Here is a 14287-nt window from a genome sequence, read left to right as displayed (position 1 = left end):
GACGTGTCTAGTTTTCGCACAGGTTCTTCCTCCTGACGCTATCGCAGCCCCCGCGACCAGGACATACCGCACCCACAAAATACTGGATGCCCAACCAGTAAAAAGCTTGCATAAGGCCAGATCGAGAGTAATATGACTACTTGAACGACATGTATTGTTGCTTTACATGAGTCAGCTAATGAACACGATCGACAAGCCGAGAGGCCGCCAAGTGCGCCCTAACCGCGCCGAACTAACCGCAGCGTGGTCACGCATTCGTGATGCGGCAGATAAGGGCAGCATTCCAGCCAGCGCCCTTCTCATCGCACTTAGCGAGAACAAACCCTTCGTCAGCTGCCGGGAGCTTTTCGTATGAGCACCAGAGCCGCACAGCTCGCAAACAAGCGCGACGAGATACAGCGGCTCGCCGAGCAGCGAGGCCTGCACATTGAAACGCTTCCCTCTGGCCGCATTCGCGTCTTTGGCGTTGGCGTCGATATCCGCGTGGTCGACCTGGCTTACCTGAGCAGCTACGACCTGCTCCCGGCGACCCGATGAGCGCGCTCGCCATCACCGCGCATGACCCGCAGCCAAGCCCCTTCCACAACGGGTTTGCACCGAAGTATCACGCTCGCCTAAAGCACGACGGCCGGACCCTGGCAGTGCTCCAAGGCGATAGCCAGGAGAGCGCATTCAGCCGGGCCGAGCGCCTGACTGAAGCTCTCTTACTCAATCGCAGCAGCGTCTCGATCGAAGACGCCTGACCCAAGGAGACATACCGTGTTCGGACTGAAACTGCTCAGCGAGCCTCAAGAACCCACCCTCGAAGATCAGCTTGAAGAAGCGCACGCGCTCGCTGATGCCCTGCGAAGTGACATCGAAGCCGCAACGAACGACAGCAAGGCCTCCAAGCGTCCTATCAGCGGGATGCACGACGAGCTCCGCGCCACTGAAGGCGAGATTGATCGGCTCGGCCGCGAAATCGTGAAGCGCGACGACCTGCTGAATTGGAAGGCGGCGCGAGATAGCGCCGACGCAGACATCAAGGCCGCCAAGAAAGAAATGGACGCGGCAGGCAAAGCGCTGGCGGCGCTTGATGCTGACTATGAAAAGGCGAGCGCCAAACTGGCCAAGCTGCAAGCCGCTGCCGATGCAGAACTCGCTGAGGCCAAACAGAGCGAGAACCAAGCTGCAGAGGCCTACGCAGCCGCAATCGCGCAGGGCAGCGAGTCTGAAGAAACCGCCGCCCTGGACACGCTAAATGGTCGTTCCGAAGCGCTTGAGCAGATCCAGCGTAAGACCGCTCGGCAGGCCGTCATCCTCCAAGCACTGCAAAGTCAGGTCGATTCGATTGAGCAGAAGCGTACCGCCGAACGGCAGCGCTTTGAAGGCGCCCGTGAGCGCCGGCTGCTCGCCGTACGCCACAAACTCGGCGCACGTTGGGACGCGATGGCAAGCGAGATGTCGGAGCTGGCTGCTCAGATCCTCGCCGTGGATTGGGCGGTCAGCCGCAACTCTCGGGCGATGGATGACCTGCACATTCCGCTCACTGCGAGGGACGGTGGTGCGCGGATTACTGCCAGGCAAGTACGAGATTCCAGCGGCGCCATTGATGTCGACGCGCTGCGTCCCTGAGTAAACCTGCAAGGCGCCCAGTCGGCCAGTGGCGTAGTAACCCCGACAGCCGGCGCGCTCCACCTCCTGCATCGGGGACCCTCGGGAGCGGCGGCCGGCACCAAGCACGAACCTGTCATGCCTTCAATCAACAGCCGTATCTCGGAAAAGACACTGCCATGAATTGCTATGAATACGGATTCGCAGACGGCCGCCCATGGCTCATGTTGTCGAGTGCTTCGAGTGGATACGAGCACCCTCTAAAAGCCATTGAAGCCATGAACGGACACACCGGCCCGCGGATGATAGGAACGCACACGGTCACAGTGCGGAACGCGGTGGCCGTCCTCAATGTAATTGGCCCGATTCTTCGTTATGCCAACTCTCGTTATGTCAGCACAGAGGTGCTTGCACTCGATTTCCGGGCCGCTCTCGATAATGCCGCTATCAAGGCAATCGTGCTCAACATCGACAGCCCGGGCGGCGAGGCGAGCGGGATTAGCGAACTGGCCGAAACAATCTACGCAGGCCGGAGCAAGAAGAAGGTCGTCGCATACATCGGCGGAACCGGCGCCAGCGCGGCTTACTGGATCGCCAGCGCAGCCAGCCAAATCATCATCGATGCCACGGCCCTGGTGGGGGGGATTGGAGCAGCTGCATCCTTCAGAAAACCCACCGGGCCTGCACCGATTGTCAGCCGGAACGCCCCGAACAAGCGGCCCAACCTCAGCACCGAGAAAGGTCGAGCCGTGGTTGCTGGACCGATCGATGCCCTTGGCGAGTTTTTCGCTCAGCGCGTTGCCCGTAACCTCGGGGTTAAGCCCGACCAGCTGCTAAAGATGGGAGATCACGGCGGCACGAAAGTCGGAGCGGCCGCAGTAAAGGCGGGCCTCGCCCATAGCCTCGGGTCGCTTGATGGCTTGGTCGCCAGTCTTAACGCCGGCACGCCCTTCGTGCAGAGCGAGCCGGTCAAGAAGGCCGTCGCCCCGCGGACCGCTAAATCAAATCCCCCCGTTCCCGGGTGTTTGAACCGTAACGCTCCTGTCGAAACGACAGCCGCGCCCGCGGGACCGGACTCGCTGGAACGATCGGTAACTACTGACAGCATATGGCGGCAACGCACGGCACGGCGCCTCCACTGATGGCCAGACTTGAATCGGAGCTACTCGTGAACATTGAACAGCTTGCTATTGACTATCTCGACGCCCTGTTGGAAACCTGCCTGAAAGAGCACCGCGAACACATCAACCTGATAGAGCGAGCGCTTGCCGGCGACGGCGATGCTAGGGAGCGGTTTCGAACGTTCGCCCGTGACGTCAGCCGGCAACTCTCGGGAGGAACCGTTCAATGAGCACAGTCAAGACTCAACTGGTCATCGACGGTAAGAACAACTCGAAGAAAGCTTTCGACCAGGTAAACCGTGACCTTGGGAAGATGAGCCGCGAGGCGAAAGCCGCCGGTGCTGCCATTATCGCCGCGCTTGGCTCCGGAGCCTTCGCTGCGTGGATTGCCGAGTCAGCGCGTGCGGTTTCGGAAATGAATCGGCTTGCTCAGGCTTCGAACACCAGCGCCGAAGCCTTCCAGAAGTGGAGCTATGCGGCACGCTCGCTGGGCATAGAGCAGGACAAGCTTGGCGATATCTTCAAAGACGTTCAGGACAAGGTAGGCGACTTCCTGCAAACGGGAGGTGGCGAGCTTAAAGATTTCTTCGAGAAGATCGCTCCGGCCGCAGGCGTAACCGCTGAGCAGTTCCGTAAGCTTTCCGGCCCCGATGCTCTGCAGCTATATGTAAGGACATTGCAGCGCGCCAACCTCTCTCACTCCGAGATGACGTTTTACCTTGAGGCCATCGCGGATGACGCCTCCTTACTGCTGCCCCTTCTCACGGATAACGCTGCAAAACTCGAAGCGATGGGCGACCACGCAACCGAACTCGGCCGGGTGCTTGATGAGGAAACGGTAAGGAGCATTGATAGTTTCCATAAGTCCCTGAACGACGTAGGTGGAGCGCTAGATGGCTTCGGCAACCAGCTCACCGGCATCATTGGAAAGACGAATGAAGCTGCTGGCGTAACCGACACCTTCGCCGGATCAATTGACCGGCTCTCCGGCGTGCTTGCAAAGGTGTCAGCGACCAAGGCGCCGAGCTGGCTCGACAAGTTCTCCGAAACGTTCCGACTCCTTAGCTCCCCGAAGGTGCTGGATGGTGCATTGAACCTGCTCGTTTTTGGGCGAGGCGCACAACAGGGCGCGGTTAAAGCTGAAGCGGATCAATATGGCTACCGAGAAGAGCTGTTTAGTTTGCACACTGCTGAAATGGCGCTACTGCGCGCCAAGGATGTTGCCGACACCGAGCTAAGCCAAAAGAAAGTGATCGCTGCTACTGAGACGGTGCTTAAAAAGCAGGTAGCGCTTGAGAAAACCGCGGCAGCCGATCTCGAGAAAGCCAAGCAGGCACAGCTCGACACCTACGAGCGATACGCCGACGCTCTGGCTTCGATAAAAGCCGGTACCGCTGGCGACCCATCCTACGGTGCGGCTCAATCGTTGAAAGTTGGCGCCCGTGAAGCGCTTCAGGCCGGTGACCTTGAAGGGGCAAAGCAGCAGGCGCAGGCCGCACTCAAGATGCTGCAAGACCTGGCTGCAGCGGGCGGCAATACGTACGGCTTCGAGGGTTTCATTAAGGAGCTCCAGACCATTGAGCAGACGGCAGATTCTAAGATGCTCGACGGTATGCAGGAAGCGTTCGACAAAGCGCAGGCCGGCGCCAAGTATCTGCAGGCCGAGCTGGAAAAGCTGAAGAAAAGCCCGGTTTCGCTCGAGATGGATCAGGCCAGTCTGGACGCGGTAAAGGAGCAGATCACACGGCTGGCCGGGCAAAAGATCGTTATCCCGGTTACGTTCGGGGGCGGTGGCACGGACGTCTTAAACCCATACACCCTGCAAGACCCTGGCCCCGAGCCAACTGGCTACGCCACTGGCGGATACATCAGCGGCCCTGGCACCGGTACCAGCGACAGCATCCCCGCACTTTTATCGAATGGCGAGTACGTCATCCGTGCGGCGGCAGTTCGCAAACTGGGCAAGAACGCGCTGGACCTGCTCAATCGTGGCTTATCGATCCCTCGGTTTGCCGATGGCGGAATGATCGGAACAGTGGCCGGCCTGGACACGATGACTTCTGAGCCAAGCCGAGGGGTGGTTAATCTCACGCTACCAGGCGGCGAAACGTATACGATGCTTGCGGAGGCTGATCAGTTCGACCGTTTGTTGAGCAGTACGGCACGTAAGTTTGGACGTACCCATCGGGGCTCTTAATGGCAAACAGGTATCTATTTTCGGTTGAGGCAAAGCACGAACTGGTGAAGCTCCCGCATTTCGGGCCGTTCTTAACAGCGACCGAGGCGGGGCAAGCAGTAGATCGGCTTCTGGCAAGATTTGAAGATCTTTCAGTTCGTATCCATGCGTTTACAGATGCTGATTTTACGACCGATGAAGTCGAGGACAAGCACAGGCTTTGCACTGTCCAGATCGATGACGCCTGCACGGAAGGATCATATCTGTCTGTAGTAGAGCCTATTCAAGTAGTGGCAGAGATGCCAAGCAAACAACTTGCTGCACAAATAGCCGCTGATAACGGTCTCGATCCTAAGGACTTAGGTTTCTTCCCGAGCAGCAATGGCTATGCATTATTTCGAGTGCACATGGTTACCACTGACCTATCGAAGGCCATGACTGCCGCACGCTGGCGTCGTCGTGAATTGGCCGGGGCTAGTAATGCTCCCGAGGTCGCAATAATGACAATGCCCATACCTACTATTTCTTAGCAACTCGGCACGCGTACAGCAGCGCTTGGTGCTGGAGTCTGAGTTCCGAAGCGCTGGATTCCCAGCAGCTACTAGCTCCGACTTACGCGAGACCCAAGGTACTGTGACCCCGGCCGCTGGCCCATCGCGGGTAATTCGCGCCACGACCTTTCGCTATTTATGAGCATTTCTGAGAGGTTGGTTGTTGTTTAGTCGTACAGGGCCACCCCGTCGCGTTTCCCCTTCCCTGGGGCGCTTGAGGCCGGCCGTGTGTGGCTTGAAACCACAACCAGCACCCTTAACAGCCGGGAGCCCAGAACCGCTCAAAACGGAGAGAATCAGTGTCGATCACCTACGGACGACCAGCGCAAGAAACCGTCCCGTTTCCGAGAGAACTTGCTGTCCTGATCGTGAAGAAGGCGTGTCGGATGGCAGAGAAGTTCGAGAACGAATGCATTGACACAATGCAGCGTGATGCCCGTCGAGCCCTTCAGCGTGGCACCGATCCTGCCGAGATTGTTCGCCAGCTTGGCCTCTGATAAACAATCATTGGATATCAAGTGGAGGGGGCAGTCGGCAGATGCGACCCAAGCTAGCCCCTTATCGGCACTATATTATCTAGTTGCCGAGTGGCCCCCACTCGGCACTGTCATCCAAGTAGGGGGCCAGTCGATCACCAACCTTAAAGGCGGCACACCATGGTCAAGTACAAGACCATCAAACAATTCGCCGTTGAGAGCGGCTACACCGAACATGCGATCAGGGCCAAGTGCTCCAAAGGAACATGGCCTGAAGGTCAGGTGTGGATTCGCGCACCCGATAACAAGCCACTGATCAATGTCGAGGGGTACCACGCTTGGGTTGAATCAGGCCCAGCGCCACGGGCAGCGCTGAGGGTAGTGTCCAAGGCAAACTCTAAAGTCAGGGAGTTGAGCCCTCCTCCGCTCACATAGGCCGCGAGTAGCTACAGTACTCCCAACCATACGGAACGTGAGAGGCAGAGATCGATGGCTTTGTTGACACTCGAAGAATGGGCAAAGCAAACCTACGAAACACCGCCCACGTTGAATACTCTACGTCGGTGGGCACGGGAGGGATTCATTTATCCGGCTCCGGAGAAACATGGTCGAAGCTACTTTGTGTCCCCTTCCGCAAGGTACATTGAACCGAGGACGCGCTTTCGCCCTGACGGATCTTTGACCCTGGTGGAGCGCCTCGCAATCGCTCGCGCCTCTGAGAAACAGGCCTCGTCTAAAAGGCGCCCTGCTGGGAATTGACCTGTCCCGCCACCGTTAAAGAGCAGGCCTTGTGTTCCTTTCGACGAGCGATTTAGAACAACTTACCGGCTACCAGAAGCCGTCCGCCCAAGCGCGCTGGCTCGGACAGGTAGGTATTCCATTTCTGAAGGGTGGAGACGGGAAGCTGAAGGTGCTTCGCTTAGCGGTGGAGCAGCGATTAGGGGCGACCTTAGTCAATTTCCGCAGACGAGAGCCTCAGCTACGGCTCGAAGGTGTAGGGAAGCGGCAAGAGGCACCTAAACGCACCCGCCCTGCACCCACGCATAAAAAAACCACTTAGGCATAAAGCTCTAAGCGGTTGATTTTACTGGCGTCCCAGGCGAGGTTCGAACTCACAACCTTCCCCTTAGGAGGGGGATGCTCTATCCAATTGAGCTACTGGGACGTGCGGGCCGCATCTTAGCGACCCGATGCGAATTTGTCATTCGCGGGCAATTACCAACATATGACACTGAGCCCGCATTGCAAATTGCAATGAAAGAATTACAGAACCGTGCATCCTGCATTGAAAGCTCGGCCAATAATCTTACTAAGTGATTGATTTATAAGAAATAAAAATACCGTAGCGATTGGCACAACGCATGCACCAAAGGAGGCATTAGATTCCGCGAATGGAAACGCATGATGTGGAAAACGGCCTACCTGCTCAGCACGACTCTACTAATTGCCTCTGTCAGCGCCATGCAGCTGCTTCAGAAAAATGACACTGGCGCTCACCAGCCTTTCGCAACGCAACCGCTCACGCCCCAATCGTCCAGCCATGCGCCAAGCGCCCGCGTTTTTACACTCAGCGGCAGCGAAATGGGTACCCAGTATCATACGCAGCGCTGGGTTTTCTAAACCTCGCCGACAGTAACCAGCCGACCAAGGGATAACGGATATGTCCAAGCTCGCCATTTTCTGCCTGACTGTCGCTACTGGGTCTGGCGTCTTTCTGATTGTCGCTCCCGACGCAGCCACCGGCTGGCAAATCGCAGCCCAAGGAGGACTTGGCCTCGGCAGCGTTGCGTTCCTAGGTGCGATGTTCGTTGGCCGCCGCATCAAATTCGACCCTATCCTTCGCTAGCTTTTCTAACGAGGGATCCGCTACCCGGCTTGTCTTTATCTCTACGGATATGACCGCAGTTCGCAGAGAGCGGCACTCGATCACAATAAAGGCATTTTGATAGCACCATGCCTTTACCCCAAAAATGCGCCGCCGTATAATTGGCGTCACCAACCCGTCCCAACAAGTTTTTTATGCACAGCGGAACAGCGCGGGGCGGCGGTTGTCAGACCGATGACTACCAACGGCAATAAGCCACCACGCCAACCTGACTAACCGGTTTAATATGCGCCCTATGAAGCAGGCAGTTTATTCCAGCCGAACGGCTGACAAGTTCGTGGTTCGTTTACCCGACGGAATGCGTGAGCGCATCGCCGATGTGGCGCGCAACCACCATCGCAGCATGAACTCGGAAATCATCGCGCGCCTGGAGCAGAGCCTCCTTCAAGAAGGCGCGTTGGATGAAGACCTGAGCATGCGCCTGGATAGCCCCGAGCTGTCGCTGCATGAGCGTGAGCTGCTGCAACGTTTCCGTCAGCTCACACATCGACAGCAGAACGCATTGATTGCCCTAATCGCACAAGATGTAGAGTTGGCAAAAGAGGACAGCTGACTCTAGGCTGCCTCCATAAAAAAGCCGGCAAATGCCGGCTTTTTTATGCCTATTTATCCTATCCAACGAAGTTGAGTAGCACCCCTGCGGCTACCGCGGATCCAATTACACCAGCCACGTTCGGCCCCATTGCGTGCATCAACAGGAAATTCTGTGGGTTGGCTTCCAAGCCCACTTTGTTCGAGACACGGGCCGCCATTGGCACCGCCGACACACCTGCTGAGCCGATCAGCGGATTGATCTTGTTTTCACTGAAGCGATTCATCAGTTTCGCCATCAGCACGCCCGCCGCCGTGCCGCCGCAGAAAGCCACCATGCCCAGCACGAGAATTCCCAACGTTTTGAGCTGGAGAAACGCGTCCGCCGAAAGCTTGGAGCCTACGGTCAAGCCCAGTGCGATGGTAACGATATTGATGAGGGCATTTCGCGAGGTATCGGCAAGACGATCCACGACGCCACACTCACGCAGCAAGTTGCCGAACGCAAACATCCCTACCAATGGCGCAGCGTCGGGCAGCAGCAAGCCGACCAGCAGGCAGAGCACCAGAGGAAACACTATCTTCTCCGCCTGCCCGACGTGACGCAGCTGCGTCATGACGATGGCGCGATCTTCAGGCGTTGTGAGAGCACGCATGATCGGCGGCTGGATCAATGGAACCAGCGCCATGTAGGAATATGCCGCGACCGCAATGGGGCCCAACAGATCGGGCGCCAATTTGGACGTGACAAAGATCGAAGTTGGCCCGTCTGCGCCACCAATGATGGCAATGGACGCCGCCTCGCGCAGCGTAAACTCCATCCCCGGGATACCGGAGACGGTCAGTGCCAGCGCGCCCAGCAAGGTGGCGAATATGCCAAACTGGGCAGCCGCACCGAGCAATAGCGTCTTCGGATTCGCCAGCATGGGTCCAAAGTCCGTCATCGCCCCCACGCCCATGAAGATCAGCAGCGGAAACACGCTGGTTGGCAAACCCACTTCATAGAACAGATGGAGAATCCCAGCCCCTTGGGCCATGTTGGCCACGGGAATATTGGCCAGAATGCCACCAAAACCGATCGGGATCAGCAACAGCGGCTCGAACCCTTTGCGAATTGCCAAGTAGATAAGCAGTAGGCAGACGACGATCATCAGCGCCTGTCCTGCTTCTAGGTGGTACAGGCCGGTTCCCTGCCAAAGCTTGATTAACTTATCCATTGAGTGCCCCTCAAGCGATGCTCAGCAGGCAATCGCCTACCGAAACCGCGTCGCCCACCTTGATGTCGACACTGGCGACGGTACCCGCCTTGAAAGCTCGGATTTCGGTTTCCATCTTCATCGCTTCGAGAATGATCACCAGATCACCCTCTTGTACCGACTGCCCTGGCTTCACCAGAACCTTGAAGATATTTCCAGCGAGCGGCGCTACCTGAGGCTCTCCTTCGGCAACTGGCGTGGCGCCGGCTGTCGATGATGCACTAGCGGGCGCAGCGAGAGGTTTCAGACCTTCTATATCACCTCCCTCGCTGACCTGGACGACGAACGCCTTACCGTTGACTTCTACGGTGTAAACCTCCGGTTTGCCAGCCGCACGAGCCGGTTGCTCATCCCCACTGGGGACAGGCTCAAACGCTGCGGGATTGCCTCGGTTTTCCAAGAATTTCAGACCGATCTGCGGGAACAATGCGTACGTCAGCACATCGTCAATCTCGTCCGCCGCCAGCTTGATGCTCTTTTCTTGCGCCAAGGCCTTCAGTTCTGCGGTCAGCCGGTCCATTTCGGGCTGCAGAAGGTCGGCGGGACGGCAGGTGATCACATCGCTGCCCGCCAGCACTCGCGCCTGCAGCTCAGAGTCGAATGGCGCAGGAGCTGCGCCGTACTCGCCCTTGAGAATGCCGGCCGTTTCCTTGGTGATCGACTTGTAGCGCTCGCCAGTCAGCACGTTGATCACTGCCTGAGTGCCAACAATCTGTGAAGTGGGTGTTACCAATGGGATGAAACCAAGGTCCTGACGTACCCGAGGAATCTCGGCAAGCACCTGGTCGAACTTATCGAGCGCACCCTGCTCTTTCAGCTGGCTTTCCATATTGGTCAGCATGCCGCCCGGCACCTGCGCGACCAGAATCCTCGAATCGACTCCCCGCAGATTGCCTTCAAACTTCGAGTACTTGCGCCGCACCTCCCGGAAATACGCTGCCACTTCTTCAAGCAGCTCCAGATTCAGACCAGTATCCCGCTCGGTCCCTTGGAAAATCGCGACCACTGACTCTGTGGGCGAATGCCCGTACGTCATCGAAAGCGAAGAGATAGCGGTATCTACGTTGTCGATACCGGCCTCCACTGCCTTGACGATCGCTGCGGTGGAAAGCCCTGCAGTGGCATGGCACTGCATGTGAATCGGAATCGCCAAGCTAGCCTTGAGGCGCGATACGAGTTCGAATGCCGTATAGGGCGTTAGGATGCCCGCCATGTCCTTGATCGCAACGGAATCAGCGCCCAGATCCTCAATCCGCTTAGCGAGGTCGACCCACATCTGCAGCGTATGCACAGGGCTGGTGGTGTAGGAGATGGTTCCCTGAGCGTGCTTACCCTGCTGCTTCACTGCACGCAACGCGGTTTCCAGATTGCGCGGATCGTTCATCGCGTCGAACACACGGAACACGTCGACGCCATTGATCGCCGCGCGCTCGACGAACTTCTCCACGACGTCATCCGCATAGTGCCGGTACCCCAACAGGTTCTGGCCGCGCAACAACATCTGCTGCCGCGTGTTGGGCATCGCCCTTTTCAGCTCGCGAATGCGCTCCCAAGGATCCTCGCCGAGGTAACGGATGCAGGCATCGAAAGTCGCCCCACCCCAGGATTCGACGGACCAGAAGCCGACTCGATCGAGTTTGGCGGCAATCGGCAGCATATCCTCGAGACGGACGCGGGTGGCGAGAATAGACTGATGCGCATCGCGCAGCACCACATCGGTGATGCCGAGCGGTCGTTTTACGACGGTCATGGAAAAGAACTCCCTTTCCGAATCAACCGCGTCGCGCGCGGTGTTGATGGATGGCGGCCTGAATGGCGGCAAGAATCTCGGCATCCGTTTCGACAACCGCTTGAGCAGGAGCATGAGGGATCGGCTCACTGGCGAAACGGGTGGTCAGCGATGACATCAATCGGATGCAAACGATCAAAAGGATGAGGAAAAGGTAGACGAAGCCCAAGCCGAACAGCATGAGTTCGACACCTTCGAGCAGAAGTTCGCCAGGGGTCATAAAGGGTTCCCTTGTCAGCGGCACGGCCGCTTATTGTTCGTAGTTATATTTCAGGCGAGTCTCGCGAAGCGAAGCCAGCGAACCTTAGCCTGAAAAAGAAAGCCAGAGCAAACGCAGAACAAGGGAAATGCCGTAGTTACAGCAGGAATACGGTAGCTAATCCGAGAAAAATGAAGAATCCACCGCTATCGGTCATGGCGGTGATCATGACGCTCGCACCCATCGCCGGATCCCGACCAAGACGAGCCAAGGTCATCGGAATCAGTACGCCCATTAACGCAGCCAGCAGCAGATTCAAGGTCATTGCCGCGGTCATTACCACCCCAAGAGACCAGCTGCCGTAGAGCCAGTAGGCGACCACGCCGATCACCCCGCCCCACACCAGGCCATTGACCAGCCCGACCCCTACCTCCTTGCGCAATAACCGAGCGGTGTTGCCGGTCCCGACCTGATCGAGAGCCATCGCCCGCACGATCATGGTGATCGTCTGGTTACCGGAATTGCCTCCGATGCCTGCGACAATTGGCATCAGCGCGGCGAGCGCAACGAGCTTCTCGATCGAGCCATCGAACAGACCAATAACCCTTGAAGCCACGAATGCCGTAACCAGATTGACGGCCAGCCAGGCCCAGCGGTTACGTACCGACTTCCACACCGAGGCGAAGATATCCTCTTCCTCGCGCAGACCGGCCATGTTGAGCACTTCGCTTTCACTCTCCTCACGAATCAGGTCGACCATTTCATCGATCGTCAGTCGCCCAATCAACTTACCGCTTTTGTCGACCACCGGAGTGGATACCAGATCGTAGCGCTCGAACGCCTGCGCGGCCTCGTAAGCGTCCTCGTCCGGGTGAAAGGTCACCGGATCGCTAGCCATGACCTCGGCCACCTGCTTTTCCGGGTCGTTGACCAGCAATCGCTTGATCGGCAGCACGCCTTTCAGCACGCCGTCATAGTCCACCACAAACAGCTTATCGGTGTGGCCGGGCAGCTCTTTGAGCCGACGGAGATAACGCAGCACCACTTCCAGACTGACATCCTCGCGGATGGTGACCATCTCGAAGTCCATCAGCGCACCGACCTGATCCTCTTCATAGGACAAAGCCGAGCGAACTCGCTCGCGCTGTTGCGCGTCGAGGGTTTCCATGAGTTCGTGAACAACGTCGCGCGGCAACTCTGGTGCGAGGTCAGCCAGCTCGTCGGCATCCATCTCCTTGGCGGCCGCTAGCAACTCATGATCATCCATGTCGGCGATCAGGGTTTCTCGCACCGCGTCGGAGACTTCCAGAAGAATGTCGCCATCGCGCTCGGCCTTGACCAGCTGCCATACGGTCAAACGATCATCGAGCGGAAGTGCTTCGAGGATATGCGCGACATCCGCCGGATGGAGCTCATCCAGCTTGCGCTGCAGCTCGGCGAGGTTCTGCCGATGCACCAGACTTTCCACTAACTCCTGGTGCTCACCCTCCTGACGATGGGTCAGATCCTCGACCAGGCGATGCCGATGCAACAGCTCGACCACCTGCGCCAGGCGGTCCTGCAACGTTTCTTGCGGTTTTTTTGCTTCTATTTCTGTCATGGCGCACTCCACCCCCGGGCGCTAGGGGGCGCGCCAGGGGAATCAATCAATCATGTGATTGGCAAGCAGGATTCTTGAGCGACTACTGGGTAAGTCCATAGGGAGATTGGTTTCCATTGGCCCGAAGGGCGAACGGCACGGATGATAACACCCGCCGACCGGAGAAGCCTTTCAAACGGCTGACAACTGCTCGCAGCACAGGCCCGAAAGAGCTGCTGGCGCTCAGCCATGCTTAGCGGACGTCTCATGTGTCGACGCTTTCACGTCACGACAAGGCACGACTGCACAACAAAGAATTTTGCGCCTAGGCTAGACCGCACCTTTCGTCATGGAGGACGAACATGCACCAATACCTAGCCGTCACGCTCTTCACTTCAGCCCTTATGGCCAGCCAGGCGTCTATTGCGTCGACCGTGTTCCGCTGCACCGATAGCGATGGACAGGTGACCTTCAGCCAGCAAGGCTGTCCGGACGGCACCGACAGGCAAAGGCAACAGGCGTACAACCCCACACCAAGCACCGGGAAGGCAACGAAGATGGCGTCGACCAAACCGCGCGAAACGCGAAAAGCCAAACACCCTAACGAGGAAAGGCTGACCATTGTCGCTGAACGACATGATGGTTGCGGCAATCGAGTGACGGGTAGCGATCGACGCAGCGCCATCATCGCACAACGGATTTTGGCCGGAATGACCCGCGCCGACGTCGAAAGCGCGCTGGGGCGCCCGGACAACGTCGCCAGCAGCAATGGCCGCGTGCGCTACCGCTATACAGACAATGACGGCGGAACACGGACCATAACCTTCGACGAAGGCGGTTGCGTCACCGGCAAACGCTGATGATCCACAAAACAAAAAGGGCCTGCATCGCTGCAGGCCCTTCGTATATGGCGCACTCAGGAGGATTCGAACCTCCGACCGCTCGGTTCGTAGCCGAGTACTCTATCCAGCTGAGCTATGAGTGCGTAAGCGCTTGATAAGCCAGATCGCTTCTGGCTGTCATGATCTCCAATCTACGATTGAAGCTCTAACATATGGCGCACTCAGGAGGATTCGAACCTCCGACCGCTCGGTTCGTAGCCGAGTACTCTATCCAGCTGAGCTATGAGTG

18 protein-coding genes and 2 tRNA genes are annotated in these 14287 nt (G+C 57.7%); 14 read left to right on the top strand and 6 right to left on the bottom strand.

The window, feature by feature from the left end:
- The first annotated feature begins 178 nt into the window (after positions 1 to 178).
- The 11 genes from N8H22_RS16215 (at position 179) to N8H22_RS16165 (ending at position 6977) form a co-directional block, all read left to right on the top strand.
- Positions 179 to 355: a hypothetical protein gene (locus N8H22_RS16215; protein WP_243364107.1), complete on the top strand. Its 177-nt coding sequence runs from the start codon at positions 179 to 181 to the stop codon at positions 353 to 355.
- A complete protein-coding gene (locus tag N8H22_RS16210) occupies positions 352 to 537 on the top strand; it encodes a hypothetical protein (protein ID WP_243364109.1) in 186 nt (61 codons plus the stop codon). Before N8H22_RS16215 ends, N8H22_RS16210 begins: the two co-directional genes overlap by 4 nt.
- Complete coding sequence (locus N8H22_RS16205; protein ID WP_264591544.1) at positions 534 to 743, top strand: hypothetical protein; 210 nt, start codon at positions 534 to 536, stop codon at positions 741 to 743. Before N8H22_RS16210 ends, N8H22_RS16205 begins: the two co-directional genes overlap by 4 nt.
- A 16-nt stretch (positions 744 to 759) precedes the next feature.
- Positions 760 to 1614, top strand: a complete 855-nt coding sequence (locus tag N8H22_RS16200; RefSeq protein WP_264591543.1) for a hypothetical protein — start codon at positions 760 to 762, stop codon at positions 1612 to 1614.
- A gap of 158 nt (positions 1615 to 1772) precedes the next feature.
- Positions 1773 to 2735 carry a S49 family peptidase gene (locus N8H22_RS16195; protein WP_264591542.1) on the top strand — a complete coding sequence of 321 codons (963 nt, stop codon included), beginning with the start codon at positions 1773 to 1775 and terminating at the stop codon, positions 2733 to 2735.
- Positions 2736 to 2761: 26 nt separating this feature from the next.
- Positions 2762 to 2944, top strand: a complete 183-nt coding sequence (locus tag N8H22_RS16190; RefSeq protein WP_264591541.1) for a hypothetical protein — start codon at positions 2762 to 2764, stop codon at positions 2942 to 2944.
- Entirely contained in the window at positions 2941 to 4911 is a 1971-nt protein-coding gene (locus N8H22_RS16185) for a hypothetical protein (protein WP_264591540.1), read from the top strand. The genes N8H22_RS16190 and N8H22_RS16185 overlap by 4 nt, the downstream gene beginning before the upstream one ends.
- Entirely contained in the window at positions 4911 to 5420 is a 510-nt protein-coding gene (locus N8H22_RS16180) for a hypothetical protein (RefSeq protein ID WP_264591539.1), read from the top strand. Before N8H22_RS16185 ends, N8H22_RS16180 begins: the two co-directional genes overlap by 1 nt.
- 320 nt (positions 5421 to 5740) lie before the next feature.
- Positions 5741 to 5938 (top strand): hypothetical protein, encoded by a 198-nt coding sequence (locus N8H22_RS16175; protein ID WP_243364120.1) that lies wholly within the window; start codon positions 5741 to 5743, stop codon positions 5936 to 5938.
- 468 nt (positions 5939 to 6406) lie between these two features.
- The gene (locus N8H22_RS16170; protein WP_264591538.1) at positions 6407 to 6676 is read left to right on the top strand and encodes an excisionase; all 270 of its coding nucleotides are present in this window, start codon (positions 6407 to 6409) and stop codon (positions 6674 to 6676) included.
- 31 nt (positions 6677 to 6707) lie between these two features.
- A complete protein-coding gene (locus N8H22_RS16165) occupies positions 6708 to 6977 on the top strand; it encodes a DUF4224 domain-containing protein (RefSeq protein ID WP_264591537.1) in 270 nt (89 codons plus the stop codon).
- 28 nt (positions 6978 to 7005) lie between these two features.
- On the opposite strand, the gene N8H22_RS16160 is transcribed toward N8H22_RS16165, so the two are convergent.
- Positions 7006 to 7082: transfer RNA gene (locus N8H22_RS16160), tRNA-Arg, on the bottom strand.
- A gap of 495 nt (positions 7083 to 7577) precedes the next feature.
- Between N8H22_RS16160 and N8H22_RS16155 the strand changes: the two genes are divergently transcribed.
- The gene (locus N8H22_RS16155; protein WP_264591536.1) at positions 7578 to 7763 is read left to right on the top strand and encodes a PA3371 family protein; all 186 of its coding nucleotides are present in this window, start codon (positions 7578 to 7580) and stop codon (positions 7761 to 7763) included.
- A gap of 265 nt (positions 7764 to 8028) precedes the next feature.
- The gene (locus N8H22_RS16150; RefSeq protein ID WP_264591535.1) at positions 8029 to 8355 is read left to right on the top strand and encodes an Arc family DNA-binding protein; all 327 of its coding nucleotides are present in this window, start codon (positions 8029 to 8031) and stop codon (positions 8353 to 8355) included.
- A 58-nt stretch (positions 8356 to 8413) separates the two neighbouring features.
- Here N8H22_RS16150 and N8H22_RS16145 read toward each other — a convergent pair whose 3' ends face one another.
- The 4 genes from N8H22_RS16145 to mgtE form a co-directional block, all read right to left on the bottom strand.
- Positions 8414 to 9550 (bottom strand): sodium ion-translocating decarboxylase subunit beta, encoded by a 1137-nt coding sequence (locus N8H22_RS16145; protein ID WP_264591534.1) that lies wholly within the window; start codon positions 9548 to 9550, stop codon positions 8414 to 8416.
- Between the two features lie 10 nt (positions 9551 to 9560).
- Entirely contained in the window at positions 9561 to 11339 is a 1779-nt protein-coding gene (gene oadA / locus N8H22_RS16140; RefSeq protein ID WP_264591533.1) for a sodium-extruding oxaloacetate decarboxylase subunit alpha, read from the bottom strand.
- A gap of 22 nt (positions 11340 to 11361) precedes the next feature.
- The gene (locus N8H22_RS16135; protein ID WP_264591532.1) at positions 11362 to 11598 is read right to left on the bottom strand and encodes an OadG family transporter subunit; all 237 of its coding nucleotides are present in this window, start codon (positions 11596 to 11598) and stop codon (positions 11362 to 11364) included.
- A 136-nt stretch (positions 11599 to 11734) separates the two neighbouring features.
- Complete coding sequence (gene mgtE, locus N8H22_RS16130; protein WP_264591531.1) at positions 11735 to 13177, bottom strand: magnesium transporter; 1443 nt, start codon at positions 13175 to 13177, stop codon at positions 11735 to 11737.
- Between the two features lie 341 nt (positions 13178 to 13518).
- Between mgtE and N8H22_RS16125 the strand changes: the two genes are divergently transcribed.
- Positions 13519 to 14016: a DUF4124 domain-containing protein gene (locus tag N8H22_RS16125; RefSeq protein ID WP_264591530.1), complete on the top strand. Its 498-nt coding sequence runs from the start codon at positions 13519 to 13521 to the stop codon at positions 14014 to 14016.
- Positions 14017 to 14064: 48 nt separating this feature from the next.
- Here the strand turns inward: N8H22_RS16125 and N8H22_RS16120 are convergent.
- Positions 14065 to 14141 (bottom strand) — tRNA-Arg (locus tag N8H22_RS16120).
- Positions 14142 to 14287: the final 146 nt, after the last annotated feature.

Source organism: Stutzerimonas sp. S1 (genome assembly GCF_025966695.1).
Classification (GTDB): domain Bacteria; phylum Pseudomonadota; class Gammaproteobacteria; order Pseudomonadales; family Pseudomonadaceae; genus Stutzerimonas.
This window is presented reverse-complemented; position numbering and strand designations above follow the sequence as displayed.

Bases quoted from the DNA above. Each gene is read 5' to 3' on its own strand.
- N8H22_RS16215 (WP_243364107.1), top strand. From the start codon at position 179: ATGAACACGATCGACAAGCCGAGAGGCCGCCAAGTGCGCCCTAACCGC.
- N8H22_RS16210 (WP_243364109.1), top strand. From the start codon at position 352: ATGAGCACCAGAGCCGCACAGCTCGCAAACAAGCGCGACGAGATACAG.
- N8H22_RS16185 (WP_264591540.1), top strand. From the start codon at position 2,941: ATGAGCACAGTCAAGACTCAACTGGTCATCGACGGTAAGAACAACTCG.
- N8H22_RS16170 (WP_264591538.1), top strand. From the start codon at position 6,407: ATGGCTTTGTTGACACTCGAAGAATGGGCAAAGCAAACCTACGAAACA.
- N8H22_RS16145 (WP_264591534.1), bottom strand. From the start codon at position 9,550: ATGGATAAGTTAATCAAGCTTTGGCAGGGAACCGGCCTGTACCACCTA.
- N8H22_RS16135 (WP_264591532.1), bottom strand. From the start codon at position 11,598: ATGACCCCTGGCGAACTTCTGCTCGAAGGTGTCGAACTCATGCTGTTC.
- N8H22_RS16205 (WP_264591544.1), top strand. From the start codon at position 534: ATGAGCGCGCTCGCCATCACCGCGCATGACCCGCAGCCAAGCCCCTTC.
- N8H22_RS16155 (WP_264591536.1), top strand. From the start codon at position 7,578: ATGTCCAAGCTCGCCATTTTCTGCCTGACTGTCGCTACTGGGTCTGGC.
- N8H22_RS16150 (WP_264591535.1), top strand. From the start codon at position 8,029: ATGCGCCCTATGAAGCAGGCAGTTTATTCCAGCCGAACGGCTGACAAG.
- mgtE (WP_264591531.1), bottom strand. From the start codon at position 13,177: ATGACAGAAATAGAAGCAAAAAAACCGCAAGAAACGTTGCAGGACCGC.
- oadA (WP_264591533.1), bottom strand. From the start codon at position 11,339: ATGACCGTCGTAAAACGACCGCTCGGCATCACCGATGTGGTGCTGCGC.
- N8H22_RS16125 (WP_264591530.1), top strand. From the start codon at position 13,519: ATGCACCAATACCTAGCCGTCACGCTCTTCACTTCAGCCCTTATGGCC.
- N8H22_RS16195 (WP_264591542.1), top strand. From the start codon at position 1,773: ATGAATTGCTATGAATACGGATTCGCAGACGGCCGCCCATGGCTCATG.
- N8H22_RS16180 (WP_264591539.1), top strand. From the start codon at position 4,911: ATGGCAAACAGGTATCTATTTTCGGTTGAGGCAAAGCACGAACTGGTG.